Origin of the sequence: Clostridium sp. (genome assembly GCF_029258205.1) — a bacterium.
Taxonomy (GTDB): domain Bacteria; phylum Bacillota; class Clostridia; order Clostridiales; family Clostridiaceae; genus Sarcina.
This window is the reverse complement of the sequence record NZ_JARHZJ010000022.1, coordinates 14167-29394: the sequence shown is the minus strand read 5'-3', so window position 1 is coordinate 29394 and position 15228 is coordinate 14167. Positions and strand designations below refer to the sequence as shown.

At 28.6% G+C, this 15228-nt stretch carries 13 protein-coding genes and 1 riboswitch; of the genes, 1 reads left to right on the top strand and 12 read right to left on the bottom strand.

Annotated elements, in window-relative coordinates; genetic code table 11:
• The 7 genes from eda to Q1J60_RS02555 all read right to left on the bottom strand — a co-directional run bounded on the left by eda (position 1) and on the right by Q1J60_RS02555 (position 8359).
• Complete coding sequence (eda, locus tag Q1J60_RS02585; protein ID WP_300258084.1) at positions 1-618, bottom strand: bifunctional 4-hydroxy-2-oxoglutarate aldolase/2-dehydro-3-deoxy-phosphogluconate aldolase; 618 nt, start codon at positions 616-618, stop codon at positions 1-3.
• Between the two features lie 11 nt (positions 619-629).
• Positions 630-1481: an SDR family oxidoreductase gene (locus Q1J60_RS02580; RefSeq protein WP_300258081.1), complete on the bottom strand. Its 852-nt coding sequence runs from the start codon at positions 1479-1481 to the stop codon at positions 630-632.
• Positions 1482-1637: 156 nt separating this feature from the next.
• A complete protein-coding gene (locus Q1J60_RS02575; RefSeq protein WP_300258079.1) occupies positions 1638-2330 on the bottom strand; it encodes a GntR family transcriptional regulator in 693 nt (230 codons plus the stop codon).
• Between the two features lie 461 nt (positions 2331-2791).
• Complete coding sequence (gene uidA, locus Q1J60_RS02570; protein ID WP_300258076.1) at positions 2792-4594, bottom strand: beta-glucuronidase; 1803 nt, start codon at positions 4592-4594, stop codon at positions 2792-2794.
• A 37-nt stretch (positions 4595-4631) separates the two neighbouring features.
• Positions 4632-6386 carry a glycoside hydrolase family 3 protein gene (locus Q1J60_RS02565; RefSeq protein ID WP_300258073.1) on the bottom strand — a complete coding sequence of 585 codons (1755 nt, stop codon included), beginning with the start codon at positions 6384-6386 and terminating at the stop codon, positions 4632-4634.
• 65 nt (positions 6387-6451) lie between these two features.
• Positions 6452-7474, bottom strand: coding sequence for a sugar kinase (locus Q1J60_RS02560; RefSeq protein ID WP_300258070.1), 1023 nt, complete (start codon positions 7472-7474; stop codon positions 6452-6454).
• Positions 7475-7507: 33 nt separating this feature from the next.
• Complete coding sequence (locus Q1J60_RS02555; RefSeq protein WP_300258067.1) at positions 7508-8359, bottom strand: HAD family hydrolase; 852 nt, start codon at positions 8357-8359, stop codon at positions 7508-7510.
• A gap of 271 nt (positions 8360-8630) precedes the next feature.
• Positions 8631-8732, top strand: a riboswitch (purine riboswitch).
• A 263-nt stretch (positions 8733-8995) separates the two neighbouring features.
• On the opposite strand from Q1J60_RS02555, the gene Q1J60_RS02550 reads away from it, so the two are divergent.
• Positions 8996-10354, top strand: coding sequence for a uracil-xanthine permease family protein (locus Q1J60_RS02550; protein ID WP_300258064.1), 1359 nt, complete (start codon positions 8996-8998; stop codon positions 10352-10354).
• 79 nt (positions 10355-10433) lie between these two features.
• Here the strand turns inward: Q1J60_RS02550 and Q1J60_RS02545 are convergent, their stop codons facing one another.
• The 5 genes from Q1J60_RS02545 to udp form a co-directional block, all read right to left on the bottom strand.
• Positions 10434-11297, bottom strand: a complete 864-nt coding sequence (locus Q1J60_RS02545; RefSeq protein ID WP_300258061.1) for an NAD(P)-dependent oxidoreductase — start codon at positions 11295-11297, stop codon at positions 10434-10436.
• Between the two features lie 158 nt (positions 11298-11455).
• The gene (locus tag Q1J60_RS02540) at positions 11456-11608 is read right to left on the bottom strand and encodes a hypothetical protein (protein WP_003455666.1); all 153 of its coding nucleotides are present in this window, start codon (positions 11606-11608) and stop codon (positions 11456-11458) included.
• A gap of 106 nt (positions 11609-11714) precedes the next feature.
• Positions 11715-12548 (bottom strand): metallophosphoesterase, encoded by an 834-nt coding sequence (locus tag Q1J60_RS02535; protein WP_300258059.1) that lies wholly within the window; start codon positions 12546-12548, stop codon positions 11715-11717.
• 370 nt (positions 12549-12918) lie between these two features.
• Positions 12919-14109: a phosphopentomutase gene (locus Q1J60_RS02530; RefSeq protein ID WP_300258056.1), complete on the bottom strand. Its 1191-nt coding sequence runs from the start codon at positions 14107-14109 to the stop codon at positions 12919-12921.
• Between the two features lie 175 nt (positions 14110-14284).
• On the bottom strand, positions 14285-15070 hold the full coding sequence (gene udp / locus Q1J60_RS02525; protein WP_300258054.1) for a uridine phosphorylase: 786 nt from the start codon (positions 15068-15070) through the stop codon (positions 14285-14287).
• Positions 15071-15228: the final 158 nt, after the last annotated feature.

Here is a 15228-nt window from a genome sequence, read left to right as displayed (position 1 = left end):
TTAACATCTTCCCCTTTTAATTTTTTCAAATTTATTTATAAAATCTTTTGCTTTATTTTCTATATCATTAGGTGTTCCCTTTATTAATGAACTCCCAACACCAACACAAGCAACTCCATTTTCAAACCACTCTTCAATATTATCAACAGATACTCCACCTGTTGGCATAATTTCAACATTTGGAATAGGTGCTTTTATTGCTTTTACAAAACTTGATCCAAATAAGTCTCCAGGAAATAATTTAATCATTTTATTTCCAGCATCCATAGCCTTCATTATTTCTCCTACAGTCATGCAACCTGGTAAATACAATACATTCATTGCCTTACAAACCGTATTTATTTCTTCACTATATCCTGGACTTACAACATATTTTGCACCAGCTTCAATAGCATCAGAAGCCATTTTTCCATTTAAAACACTTCCAACTCCAACTAAAGTTTCTTCATTTGAGCTATATTCTCTTATAAGTTCAACTACATTAGGTATAGTGTAAGTAAGCTCTACAGATTTAATTCCACCCCTTATGCATGCTTCTACATATCCTCTTGCTTCTTCTATACTTTTTCCTCTAATTACGGCCACAATCCCATTATCTTTTAATTTTTCTAAGATCATTTGTACGCCTCCTATACACCTGAATAAGCTGAGAATGCTCCATCTATTGGAATAACTACTCCATTTACAAATCCTGATGCTTCTTCAGATACTAAATATAATAATGTTCCTATTAATTCTTCTGCTTCACCAAATCTCTTCATAGGAGTACTATTAAGTATTTTCTCAGTTCTTGCAGTTGGTGTTCCATCTTCATTAAATAATAATTTTTGATTTTGAGCTGTTACAAAAAATCCTGGTGCCATAGCATTTACTCTTACTCCAACCTTTGCCATATGTACTGCAAGCCATTGAGTAAAGTTACTTACTGCTGCTTTAGCTCCTGAATATGCAGGTATTTTAGTAAGTGGTGTAAATGCATTCATTGATGATATGTTAATTATTGTTGCACCTTTTTTATTTATCATATCCTTACTAAATTCCTGTGATGGAAGTAATGTTCCTAAGAAATTTAAATTGAATACAAATTCTACACCTTTAGGATCTAAATCAAAAAATGTTATTAAATCCTCATTATCTATGTCTTCTACTTCTAAATATTCCTTAGTTGTAGTTCCCTTTGGATGATTTCCTCCAGCACCATTTATTAAAATATCAACTTCTCCAAGTTCATTAAGTATAATTTCATGAGCTTTTTTCAAACTATCTTTATCTAAAACATTAGTTTCAATTCCTATTGCTGTTCCACCTTTTTCATTTATCTCTTTTGCTTTATTGTCACAAGCCTCTTGTCCTAATGCTAATATGGCAACCTTTGCTCCACATTCTGCTAATGCATCAGCCATAGCACCACAAATAACACCTGTTCCACCTGTTACAACACAAACTTTATCTTTTAAATCAATATTAAATGGTAATTTCATTTTAGATTCCTCCCTCATTCGCTATACTTGTATACTAGCATATTAATATATAAATTTCAATAGCTTTTGTATACATTTTCATGGAAACAATTTGTAAACTAAAAAAGCATTTAAAATTATCTTATAAATTGATAATTTTAAATGCAAACCACTATATCATCTATTTATTATATAACGTTCTATATCACTATTTTCATCTATTAGTTTATCCCATTCTTTAATAGGTGCTTTTATATGATTAAATATAAGTTCATCAATACTCTCCATATCTTTACTCTTTATTATATCTAGATATTCAACATGTTGTTCTATCAAACTACTTTTATCACGCTTCATTTCTGCCAATAATCTCATTCTATTATAATGAGTACTTATATTGCTTATAATCTCCCAAACATTACCTTTTTCTATTCCTTCAAAAAGCAATTTATGAAACTCATTATCTAAATTGTGAAATTCTAATAAATTATTAGGTTTATTTTTAATTAATTTCTGAGCAAATAAACTTTTTTCTAATTCCATTAATTTCTCTTCTGAAAAATTGTTGCAAGCTTCTTTTAATGCTTCCTTTTCTAAGTTATATCTTACAAAAACAGCTTCATTTATTATTTTCCAGTCTATTAAAGCCACATAAGTTCCTGATTGTGGTTTAACCTCAATTAATTTTTCTCCTTTTAATTTTATCAAAACTTCTCTTATAGGAGTTCTTGAAATATTTAACTTTTTAGCCAAATCTGATTCACTTATTAATTCTCCTGGCTTTAATTCTAGGCACATAATATTATCTTTTAGTACCCTATATAAATACTCCTTTCCCGTCTCTTTGTCTAATTTATCATAAATAATCACTTATAATACCTCCCTAAATAAATTCATTATCTATATATCTATTAAACAGTTCCTAAATCTACTTTAAATAATTTTTATAAATAGTACTTCATTAATTCAAAATTTAAATTAAAAATTGTATTTTTATAATCTTTAATTAATCTAGTTAATTTATTTATAGTTTAATTTAACCTAAATATTTACTTTTTAAGTTCTACTATATATTACATCCTTTGTTTTTAATTATATCTTGAATTTTAGTATACTAGCATGATTAGTTATTATACCATAAAAAATTAGACATACATAGTATGCCTAATTCAACTTGTAGCAAAAATAACTTTTTGTTGATTTCAAATGTTATTTTAGTGTTTTTATATTATTCAGAAAAGTATTTTTTTATTTCAAAATTTCAACAGATTAAACATTCTAAATTATGATCAAATATCATACTGAATTTTAATCTTATTATTAATTTCGATTTACTTTTTATATCCAAAATCAGGTATATTGTTCCATCTTTCACGTAATGCGTAAGCAATCATCTTAGGTTTTCTTTCTCTTGTAAATATACCTTTTTTATTTCCTTGAACTCTTAGAATTCCTTGACTTGTAGCAAAATCAGCAAAATTCCATGCTTGTTCTCCTACAAAATTACGGCACTTGTCTACTACTTCATGATTAGCTTTATAATATTCTACTTGATACTCTTCAGTAAACATAACTGGAAGAGTGTCATGCATTCCAGAGATAGTATCAGCTCCATATTCTGTAAACATAATAGGCTTATCTGGACATCTTCTTTTCCATCCATCTAATTCTTGTTTTAGCATTCTTTTAGCTTCTTCTAAGTCTCCACCTGCAACATACCATCCGTAATATCTATTAAGACATAATACATCTACTATATCTCCAACTTTACACTTATCTGGAGTAGACATTAAATATGTTACTATTGTAACAGGTCTCTTTTGTGGATCTAATTCCTTTGTTAATTTAATTAATGGCTCAAAATATTCTTTTGCACCTTCTGAATCTGAGTCAGGCTCATTAGCTACTGACCACATTACAACAGATGGGTGGTTTTTATCTCTTTTAACTAACTCTTTTAATATTTGTTCATGAGCTTCTTTAGTGCCTATTTCTTTCCATGTATCTCTCTTAACACCATCACCAAATATTCCACCTGTAGCTATAAAATTCAAGTGTAATCCAACTGCTGGAGTTTCATCTATTACTACTATCCCTTCTCTATCTGCAAGTCTCATTATCTCTTCTGAATATGGGTAATGTGAAGTTCTAAATGAATTTGCACCAATCCATTTCATTAAATTAAAATCTTTTATATTAACAGCTTCATTAAATCCTCTTCCATTAATACATGAATCTTCGTGCTTACCAAATCCTTTAAAATAGAAAGGCTTATTGTTTATTAAAAACTTTCCATCTTTAACTTCAACAGTTCTAACTCCAAATTCTTCTGTATAAGTATCAATTAGAGTACCATCTTTAACTAAATCTATCTTTAATTTATATAAATAAGCATTCATAGGTTCCCATAGCTTAACATTTTCTATAGTAACTTCACCATTAATTCCCTTATGAGTTGCTACAATATTATTTTCTTCATCAATTATTGATATTTCAACATCTGCTTCACCTGAAATTTCAACTTCATAATTTACATATCCATTTGATTCTTCAAATCTGCTAACTATAGTTACGTCTTTTAAATAAGTCTTTGGTGTTGTATAAATTTTAACTGGTCTATGAATTCCTGCATAATTGAAAAAGTCAAAATTGACAAGATTTTTTATAACCTTCTTGCCATTAACTTCAGTTTCTTTTAAAAAACCTACTGGTAAAGTAGTTTCATCAACTATATTGTTTACAGCAACAGTTAATCTATTTTCACCTAACACTAAGAATTCATTTATTTCAACTTCAAAAGGAGTAAATCCCCCTCTATGCTCAACTAAGAATTTTCCATTTAAATATACCTTTGCCTCATGAGTTACTGATCCAAATCTTAATACTATTCTCTCATCTAATAAACTTTTATGAATAGTAAAGCTTCTTTCATACCAAACCCAACCAACATGATCTCTTACTTCTTCATCTTCAATTAAATCATTATAAGATGATGGAACTGCCATTTTTATTGTATCTTTTAAATTTGACTCATACCATTTTTGAGCAAAGCCCTCTCCCTTATCTAATTTAAAATTCCATATACCATTTAAATCTATAATACTTCTTGATTCTGTCATTATTGGATATAACATAATAATTTCCTCCTAAAGTTTCTCTTTTATATAATTATTATAATCTAGTCTCCCATCTTTCACAAAATACAGTATCATTGTATTTTCCTTCAAATGCTTCTTCACCTTTTATTTTCTTTATGGTTTCTTTTATTACAGTTCTTGTTGAACCATATGCATTTATAAATGTCTTCATCATAGGTAAATCAAATAAATTAGTAGTTTGATTTAAAGATACACATATTGTTGGAAGTTCTCTAACATACCATGGTATTTCATTACTATGTCCTATTGACCATTGAACTCTTACAACATTTTCTTGACAATAACCTTTCATATTTACAAACATAATAACTGCATCATATTTGCTTGTCATTTCTTTTACACTTTCACTAAACATTGACTTAATTACATCTTGGATATTATGACCATTCTTAGCTGCCAAATCATGGTAAGACTCATGCATATTAACCTCAAAACCTGCTTCTTCAAGCTCTTCTCTTATAGCATCTTTTGTTGAGTTATTTCCCATTATCATATCAACTGCTTGAGAATTGCTTACATAATAAACTTTTAATCTCTTATGAGTTTCAGGATTTAAAGGAAGATTATTTTCTGTATCTTTAACTAAAGTTATACTTCTCTTTGCCGCATCTATAGCTAAATTTTTATGTTCTTCACAACCTAATAAGTTTAAATCTTCCTTAGGAGGCATAATTTCTCCCATTTCTTTTTCTTTGTGTAGTCCTATTGATGCTTTTAATCCTAAAATCCTTCTTAAAGCATCTTCAAGTCTGTCTTCTGTAATTATTCCATCTTTATATCCATTCATCATATATTCAAAATCTTCTTCTGGATGATGGAAAAATAAAAACATATCACATCCTGCAGCAATTGCATTTGGAACCTGATCTTTTCTTGGCATAGCACTTGTTAAACCTAACATATGAGATGCATCAGTTAATATTAATCCATTAAACCCTAATTGTTCTCTTAGTAAATTTTGTAATAATTCAGGTGCTAATGTTGCAGGTTTTATTTGAGAATAATCAATTCCGGGAACAAACTTTCTTGAATATGAAGGTAATGCTATATGTCCTACCATTATACTCTTAATACCATCTTCTATTAATCCTTTATAAACTTTTCCAAAAGTATTATCCCATTCTTCACAAGTTTGATCATTTACTCCCATAAGTAAATGCTGATCTCTTTCTTCTACCCCATCCCCTGGGAAGTGCTTAGTACAAGCTATCATTTTGCTTTCTTCAAGTCCCCTTATATATGCTCTTGAATACTCTAATACTAGTTCTGGATCATTTCCATATGATCTAGTATTTATTATTGTATTTCTCCAATTTAAGAATATATCTGATACTGGTCCAAATGCCCAGTTACAACCTATTGCAGCAGCTTCTTTTCCTGAAACATATCCTGCATTATAAGCTACTTTACTATCAGTAACAGCTCCTGCTGCAGCCTGTGTTGCTATATAAGTTCCTCCTCTAGCTGCTCCATCTCCACCTGATTCACAGTTACAAGCAACCAGTAAAGGTACTTTAGATGCTTCTTTATACATCTTTATTTGATCATATACTTGTTCTGCTTTTCCTTCCATATATCTAGCCGCACCAGGTTGATATTTTTTGATTATCTCTACTGCTGTTTTTCCTCCATCTGGACTTTTATCCATTATAACAAATAGTTGACCTATCTTTTCTTCAATTGTCATACCTTTTATAGTATCTTCGACCCACTTTATATCCTCATCTGATAAATAAAATGGTTTTGCTTTTAAATCTACTTTTCTCATAAACTCATACCTTTCATTAACTTATAAATCATTTATATACTTATCCTAATAAACTTTTTTAAAAATCATCTCTTTATATTACAAAGACCCCTATCCATCAATGAATTTACTGTTTCTTCATCAATAATGTTTATGTCCCCTAATATTGAATGTTTTAATGAACTTGCACATATTCCAAATTCAACAATTCTATCCTCTTTCATTTCTTTTAAAATCCCATGAAGTATCCCAGCTGTAAAAGCGTCACCTCCACCTACTCTATCTAAAATATCAAATGTATATTCATTAGATTTAAAAAGTTCATTTCCATTAAACAAGTAACCTTTTAATGTATTATTATTTATGGAATTTACTATTCTTCTAGTACATGCTACATATTTTAAGTTCTTATATTTTTCAAATAACTCTTTATAAAGCTCTTCTAACTTTTCATCAAACTCTAAATTTTTTTCTTCAAAATTTAATATATTTATCATATCTAGATGTCCTAAAAAGGCAAAATCAACATAAGTTAAAACTTCTCTCAAGAAATCTCCTGCTTCTTCTAAAGACCATAATTTTTCTCTAAAATTAGAATCATAAGATACAAGTATTCCTCTTTCTTTACATTCCTTTACAATTTCAATCATAAAATTATATAACTCTTTGCTTAAAGCTGGTGTTATACCTGATAAATGAATTACCCCTACACCATCAAGCATTTTATCTATATTAAATTCTTCCTTAGAAGCCATAGATATTGCTGAATACTTTCTATCATATATAACTTCTGTGCTTCTTAACCCATGTCCTATTTCTGAATAATAAATTCCTAATCTACCTTCGCCTAAAATTACATCTTTTACATCAACATTATATCCTCTAAATTTATTTATGACCTTTTGGCCTAAATAATTATCAGGAAGTTTTGTTACAAACTTAGTATTATGTCCAAACATAGCAAGACTAGCTATTACATTAGCTTCTCCTCCAGAATATACAGCATCAAAAGAATTTGCTTGAATTATTTTTTGATTATTAGGAGGCGTAAGCCTTAACATTATTTCTCCAAACCCTAAAACCTTTTTATTCTTAAATGATAACCCCATATTTACCCATCCTACTTTTCTATTAATACTTCTTTAATTACCTTTTGATAAGTTTTCCTCAAACTCTAAGACAACCCGATCTTGATATTTATTTTTATATGTATTATTAATAAACTTGTCTATTACCTCATTACGGAATCTTTCCCATGAAAATTTTTCACGCTTTACTAATATAGGATAATACAATACTTCATTTAACTTAGCTGCATTATAATCACCCAATGCATCACCAACCATTAAAACCTTATCTCTTTCATATCCTTTTTCAATAAGCTTACTTATACAATATGCCTTTGATCCAACATTTTGAGATAAAACCACATCAACATATTCTAATAAACCATGTTGTTCCCACTCTTCTAAAACAGCTTGTTCATTTGCAGAAGATACTATTGCTATATCTGCAATCTCCTTAGCTTTTTTTATTCCTTCAAATACTCCTTCAAATGGATTTTTTTCATCATCACTTAAAGAATTTATTGATTTATTAACTTCTCTAGACCAAGATAAAGCTTTCTTTAAACAAATACTATTATTTTTTTCTATTGTAGCTTCTAAAGATTCATTAGAAAGTTCTTTTGTCTCATCAGTCCATTTTATAAAATCATCTATACCATCTATCTTTTTATATTTTTCATTAATTTCAACAAGGGCCATAGCTAAACCTTTAAATCTATTTATTCCTCTAGTTATTGTATAAAGATTGACTTCATTCCATCTATCTAATATAGAATTTTCCCACTCTCCAAGATTCCATTCTGTTATCATACATGGTCCGAAACATTTAATATGTTTTATATCCATAGTATCCATTGCACATCCATCAGAATCTATACATATAAGGAAATCTTTATCTTTATTAAAATTGTATAAAGTATTATTCATACACCCACCTGCTCTTATATATTTTCTAAAACAAAATTGCTTTTCTTCATCACATTGATATACTTGTATACTAGCATATCAATTAAAATTTTTCAACCACCTCTGAATACCTTTTCAAATAGAATTAACGATTTTCAAATAATTTGTTTAAAATATTAAGCTAATATTAATTATTTATTCCATAAAAATCGCGTATCTCAAAACTATAACTAAAAAAACTTATTATAACGAACAATATAAAATATTGATATTTAAATTTTTCGTGATATAATAAATATATTAAATTTTAACTCGTATATAATCGGTAATATGGTCCGAAAGTTTCTACCTGCTAACCGTAAAATAGCAGACTACGAGGAGTTGTACTATAAAGACTAGTAATTCTAGCATTTAAAGCAACACCTCTAAAAAGGTGTTGCTTTTTTTATTAAGTATAACTTCCTAAAAGTTATAAGAAACCTTCCTTTTATATGAGTTTTAAGATTTAAATTATATTATTCAAATTAAAAACTCTCTTAAAATACTTTTTAATAGAACTCATATTTTTTCACTTTAAAACTTATAGAGAATTTTTATTTTGTATATAACTCTAAATCTTAATATTTAAATTCTAAAAAACTATAAGGAGATGAAATTATGGAAAAGCAAAACTTAAAAAATACGGAAGTTAACTTAATCTATGGAGTAGACGATGATTTAGATTTGCCAAAAAAAGTTCTATTTGGACTTCAACATATATTTGCCGCTTTTGGTGGAATTATAGTAGTACCATTAGTTATTGCAACCTCTCTTGGCTTTGATAGTAAAATAACAACTGCCTTAATAAGTGCTTCTATACTTGGTTCTGGACTAGCTACCATTATTCAAGCTAAAGGTATCGGAAAAGTTGGTGCAAGAGTGGCATGTATTATGGGTACTGACTTTACCTTTGTATCTCCTGCAATTTCAGTTGGCTCAGTTCTTGGACTACCTGGAATAATTGGAGCTACAATACTAGGATCTTTATTTGAAGTTATTTTAAGCTTCTTTATAAAACCTTTAATGAAATTTTTCCCACCTCTTGTTACAGGTACAGTTGTTGCATTAATAGGATTAACTCTACTTCCAGTATCAATTGATTGGGCTGCTGGTGGCGTTGGTTCAGCTAATTATGCTAGTTTAGAAAATTTAGCTGTAGCTATGTTTGTCTTAGTAGTAACTCTTTTGCTTAATAACTACGGAAAAGGAATGATTAGTAGTGCCTCAATACTTATAGGTATAGTTGTAGGATATATAGTTTGTATTCCACTTGGACTAGTTGATTTTAATCCTGTAAAAGAAGCAAGTTGGTTATCCTTTCCTAAAATACTTGAGTTTGGAGTAACTTTTAATGCTAAAGCAGTTATGGCCTTTATACCTGCTTACTTTGTAGCAACAATAGGAACTGTAGGATGTTTAAAAGCCATTGGAGAGACATCTAATATTGATATTGGTGATAAAAGAGTGGCTGCTGGAGTATTATCTGATGGTGTAGGAAGTGCATTAGGTGGATTAGTTGGTTCTTGTCCTAATACTTCTTTTAGCCAAAATATAGGTATTATTTCTTTAACTAAGGTAGCTAGCCGTCATGTGGCTGTAATGGCTGGAATACTATTAGTTATCCTTGGATTCTTACCTAAAGTGGCTGCTATAATAACAGGAATACCAAATCCAGTTCTAGGTGGCGTAGGTATAATGATGTTTGGAACAGTTGCAGCAGCTGGTATTAGAACGTTAAGTAATATAAAACTTACAGAGCGTAATCTTTTAATAATAGCTATTTCTATGGGACTTGGACTAGGAGTTACATTTAGACCTGATGTAATTAATAATCTTCCAGAAGCAATTAGAATGATCTTTTCTTCTGGAATATCAACAGGAACAATAGCTGCCTTAATATTAAATGCAGTATTAAAAGAAAATCCAACCTCTATGGAATTTGAAAATATGTATGATGAAGAAACAAAAGCTAGTTAAAAAATAAGCTATATCAAAATAACTTTTGATATAGCTTATTTTTTTAATCTCTTATGGAATCTACATCCATAAACTTAAATTATTTATTATAATACTTTATTAAAGCTTGAGTTCCTAAATCTCCAAAACCTTCTTTTTCTAACGCCTCATAATTCTCTAAAACCTTGCTTAAAACATTTAAATTTATATCATCAGCTATAGCTTCTTCCTTAGCTAATTTCATATCTTTAATAAAATGTTTTATAAAGAATCCTGGGTCAAAATCTTCCTCTAAAATTTTAGGAGAAACTAACTCTAATTGTTTACTTCCAGCTGCTCCAGTAGATACTGAATCTAGCATTTTTTTCACATCTAATCCTTTATCTTTAGCATATGCAATAGCTTCACAAACTCCTGATATAGCTCCTGCTATCATTATTTGATTTGCTAACTTAGTATGTTGTCCAAATCCAGCTTCTCCTTCATAGTGAATATTAGTTCCCATAGCCTGAAAAACAGGTAAACATGCTTTATAATCTTCTTCTTTTCCTCCAACTAAAATAGTTAAAGTCCCATTTTTAGCCCCAATATCTCCACCTGTAACAGGAGCATCTAAGGCTTTTATGCCTTTTTCTTTTGCTTTTTCAAATATTTTAACTGCTAACTTTGGACTAGATGTTGTCATATCAATAACATAAGTTCCTTCTTTAACATTTTCAAGTATTCCATTTTCTCCAAAATAAACTTCTTCAACATCCTTTGGAAAACCTACTATTGTTATTACTGCATCACATCTATAAACACACTCTTTTATGGTAGAATAAAAACTTGCTCCTTCTGAAATTACATCTAAAACTTTTTCTTTGTTTCTAGCAAAAATAGAAACTTCAAAACCTCTCTTCATAAGATTACGAACCATTGATTTTCCCATTATTCCTACACCAATAAAACCTATTTTCTTCATAAATTCTCTCCTCCTAATCTTAAATCAACTTAAATTACCTATAAAATAATTTTTAAACTTTATCTATCCCATAATAACCTATACTTATTTTTTCACGGTTAACAATTATATATTATCATCATAAAAATAACAAATTATATTTATCATAAATCTCTTAATTATTTGTCAAATAATCCTCCACCATTGTTGCTTTTTCTTCCTCCTTGAGCAAATCCAATAGTTTTTTGAGCTCTAACATTAGATTTAGTATTTTTACCTTTATTCTTTTTTTCTTCTATTAATTTTTTCATCATTTCCATATTTTTGTTCATTATAAGTTTCTCCTTTTATTTTCATAATATATAATAAATTTTAATATATTATTTAAAAGAAATCATCATAGTTTAGATAGATATAGTGACTATTTAAAATTATCTATTATTCAATTTTAACCTTAACTATTTCAGGTCTATTAAATAATCTTGTTATTTTAGTGGTATTTGCAAGGCCTCTACTAATAATAAGTTTATTTTTATTTCCATGTATCCCTTCAGTATATTTAGGAAAAATCCCTTGTCCAGGTGCAAATAATCCTCTTTTTACTATAGGAATTCTAAATTGCCCTCCATGTGCATGACCAGAAAACATTATATTAAAGTTATATTTTGAATATTCAGCTTCAAAATTTTCTGGGTAATGACTTAAAATAATTTTTAACCCATCTAAACTTTCTAATCTTTTAAAAAGTTTATGAGCATCCTTACATACATAGTTCCCATTAATTTTTTTAAGTGAATAATGTAAATCTCCCTTTGGCATTTCAAACATACCTAAAATATTGACTTTAATTCCATTTAAACTTAAAGTTATAATTTCATTTTTTAAAACTATAACTCCCTTTGACTTTAAACTTTCAAATATAAACTCAGATTTTTTACATCTCTGCTCATTGTTTCCTGAGATAAACACAACTTTAACACTCCTATTTAAGTCGCTTAAAAAATTTATTACACCATCCATATTTTTAAGACTTGAATCTATCATATCTCCAGTGGCAACAACTAAGTCTGGCTTCTCTTTTAAGATCAATCTCTTAAGTTTTTTATTGTTTTTCCCATACTCTTTTCCATGAAGATCTGATAAATGAACCACATTTATATCTTTTCCAATTCCACAATTAACTTCATACTTAGTCGTACTTATTACGTTATTTTCATAATAAAAAAATGCTGTTATTAAAGTTATACCTAATGCACCTAATAAAATATCCATATCATAACACCTATACTCTTAATTAATTTCATAATAATATTTTTATATTTATCTTATTAATTCTTATTTAATTTGTCCCTTTATTACTTTTTTAATAACTATAAAATTTTATATACTTATAATCTTATAAAATATTATTATTCTATCATAAATAACAACTTAAGTCTTTAAATATATTTATTTAAATTTATGTAAACTACTTACATATCAAAACTATCCAAAAATTAAAAGACTTTGGTAATTTTTGAGTTCTTGAATTATTAATCAATCTTCAAAATTCACCAAAATCTTTTTTAGACTTCTTATATTTATAAAAAATGAGTGTATCAAAATAACTTTTGATACACTCCTAAATATATTTTTATAATTATTAAACTAATTTATTTAAAACTGATTCACCAATTGTTCCTTCTGGCATTTTTAATCCAAAGTTATCAGCGATTGTTGCTCCAATAGTTGCAAATGTTTTTGGAGTTTCTAATTGTCCATGACCTTTCATTGATGGTGAATAAGCTAAAAATGGTACATACTCACGAGTGTGGTCTGTTCCAGTATATGTTGGGTCATTACCATGGTCAGCTGTTATTATTAATAAATCATCTTCATTTAACTTTTCTAATACTTTTCCTAAGTTAACATCAAACTTTTCTAATTCCTCTGCATAACCTTGTGGATTTCTTCTATGTCCCCATAAAGCATCAAAATCAACTAAGTTAACAAAGCAGAATCCTGTAAAGTCTCTATCCATTATTTCTAATGTTTGCTCCATACCATGAACTGAACTCTTAGATTTATTTCCTTCAGTTATTCCTTCTCCATCAAATATATCTTTTATTTTACCAACTGAAATAACATCAAAGTTGTTATCTTTTAATTCATTAAGAACTGTTCTTCCGTATGGTTTAAGAGCATAGTCATGTCTATTACTTGTTCTCTTGAATTCACCTTTTTTAGTTCCTAAGTAAGGTCTTGCTATAATTCTTCCAACTTTCCATTCATCTTTAAGAGTTAATTCTCTTGCTATTTCACAACATCTATATAATTCTTCTAATCCAAAAGTTTCTTCTTGACCACAAATTTGTAAAACTGAATCTGCTGATGTATAAACTATCATATCTCCAGTATCAATTTGATGTTCTCCTAATTCATCTAGGATTTCTGTTCCACTAGCACTCTTGTTTCCTACTATTTTATGACCAGTTTTTTCTTCTAACTCATCTAATAATTCTTGTGGGAATCCAGTATCTGTGAAAGTTTTAAATGGCTTAGTTATGTGTAAGCCCATCATTTCCCAGTGTCCTGTCATTGTATCTTTACCAACACTTGCTTCAGCCATTTTAGCTTGATATCCTATAGGATCCTTAACTGGAGCTACATGTTTTATTGGATGTAAGTTTGCTATACCCATTTTTTGAAGATTAGGTATATTAAATGTATTTACTGATTCAGCAATATGTCCTAATGTATCAACATTAACATCTCCGTATTTTTCTGAATCATTCATTGCACCTATTCCTAATGAATCTATTACTATTGTAAAAATTCTTTTATATTTACTCATTATTAACCCCCTAAGTGTATTTCCGTATATATTATAATTTTTAAAATTTCATCTTATATATTAAGTTTCATTTTTACTAATAGTTAGTAATTCTAAAGCTAAATCCAAAAGATTTTACTAAGAATTACTAATCTATTAGATGAATTTAACTAAAATTTATAGGTAGCTTAATCTACTATGCATTATTTTTCATTTTATCTTCTTTAATTAAGTTTCTTATTCCTTCTATTCCTGCTTTTATTGCAACCTCTGTATCGTGTACTTGAGGATTATCAAGACCTTCTTTTTGTCTTTCTTGGTTAGCTATAGTTAGGAAAACAGCTCCAACTCTTACTCTTAAATAGCTTCCTACTATAAATAATGCTGCTCCTTCCATTTCTGATCCTAAACATCCACATCTTTTCCATGCTTCCCATTTATTTAATAAATCATAGCTTACAGGTTTATTTTCTGGTGAGTGTTGTCCATAAAAAGAGTCTTTTGATTGAACTACACCTGTATGATAAGGAACTTTTAATTCTTTTGCTCCTTTAACTAAAGCATTTATTACATCTAAATTTGCTACTGCTGGGAATTCTATTGGAGCATATTCTCTTGAAGTACCTTCTGCTCTTATAGATCCAGTTGCTATTATAAGATCTCCACCTTTAACGTTTAAATCTATTCCACCGCAAGTTCCTACTCTGATGAAAGTATCTGCTCCACATTTAACTAATTCTTCTAATGCTATTGCAGCTGATGGACCACCAATACCAGTTGAAGTAACGCTTACTTTTTCTCCATCTAAATATCCAGTATATGTAACATATTCTCTTTTGTCAGCCACTAACTTAGCATCATCTAAATATTTTGCTATTTTAGCACATCTTTTTGGATCTCCAGGCATTATTACATATCTTCCAACTTCTCCTGGTGCTACGTCTATATGAAACTGTTTTTCTGAACCTTGTGTATAAATCATTTATATTTCCTCCTAATAACTTGTTTTCTTATAACAATTTTAAACTTGTCTACTTAGTTGTCTATTTTATATTTATATAATACTACAATTTTTAGAAATTATCAAACGTTTACAGATTTTTTTTAAAATTATTTATTGGTTATTAACATAAAATCTTT

Bases quoted from the DNA above. Each gene is read 5' to 3' on its own strand.
- Q1J60_RS02580 (WP_300258081.1), bottom strand. From the start codon at position 1,481: ATGAAATTACCATTTAATATTGATTTAAAAGATAAAGTTTGTGTTGTA.
- Q1J60_RS02565 (WP_300258073.1), bottom strand. From the start codon at position 6,386: ATGAGAAAAGTAGATTTAAAAGCAAAACCATTTTATTTATCAGATGAG.
- Q1J60_RS02550 (WP_300258064.1), top strand. From the start codon at position 8,996: ATGGAAAAGCAAAACTTAAAAAATACGGAAGTTAACTTAATCTATGGA.
- udp (WP_300258054.1), bottom strand. From the start codon at position 15,070: ATGATTTATACACAAGGTTCAGAAAAACAGTTTCATATAGACGTAGCA.
- Q1J60_RS02560 (WP_300258070.1), bottom strand. From the start codon at position 7,474: ATGGGGTTATCATTTAAGAATAAAAAGGTTTTAGGGTTTGGAGAAATA.
- Q1J60_RS02535 (WP_300258059.1), bottom strand. From the start codon at position 12,548: ATGGATATTTTATTAGGTGCATTAGGTATAACTTTAATAACAGCATTT.
- Q1J60_RS02530 (WP_300258056.1), bottom strand. From the start codon at position 14,109: ATGAGTAAATATAAAAGAATTTTTACAATAGTAATAGATTCATTAGGA.
- uidA (WP_300258076.1), bottom strand. From the start codon at position 4,594: ATGTTATATCCAATAATGACAGAATCAAGAAGTATTATAGATTTAAAT.
- Q1J60_RS02540 (WP_003455666.1), bottom strand. From the start codon at position 11,608: ATGAACAAAAATATGGAAATGATGAAAAAATTAATAGAAGAAAAAAAG.
- Q1J60_RS02545 (WP_300258061.1), bottom strand. From the start codon at position 11,297: ATGAAGAAAATAGGTTTTATTGGTGTAGGAATAATGGGAAAATCAATG.
- Q1J60_RS02555 (WP_300258067.1), bottom strand. From the start codon at position 8,359: ATGAATAATACTTTATACAATTTTAATAAAGATAAAGATTTCCTTATA.
- eda (WP_300258084.1), bottom strand. From the start codon at position 618: ATGATCTTAGAAAAATTAAAAGATAATGGGATTGTGGCCGTAATTAGA.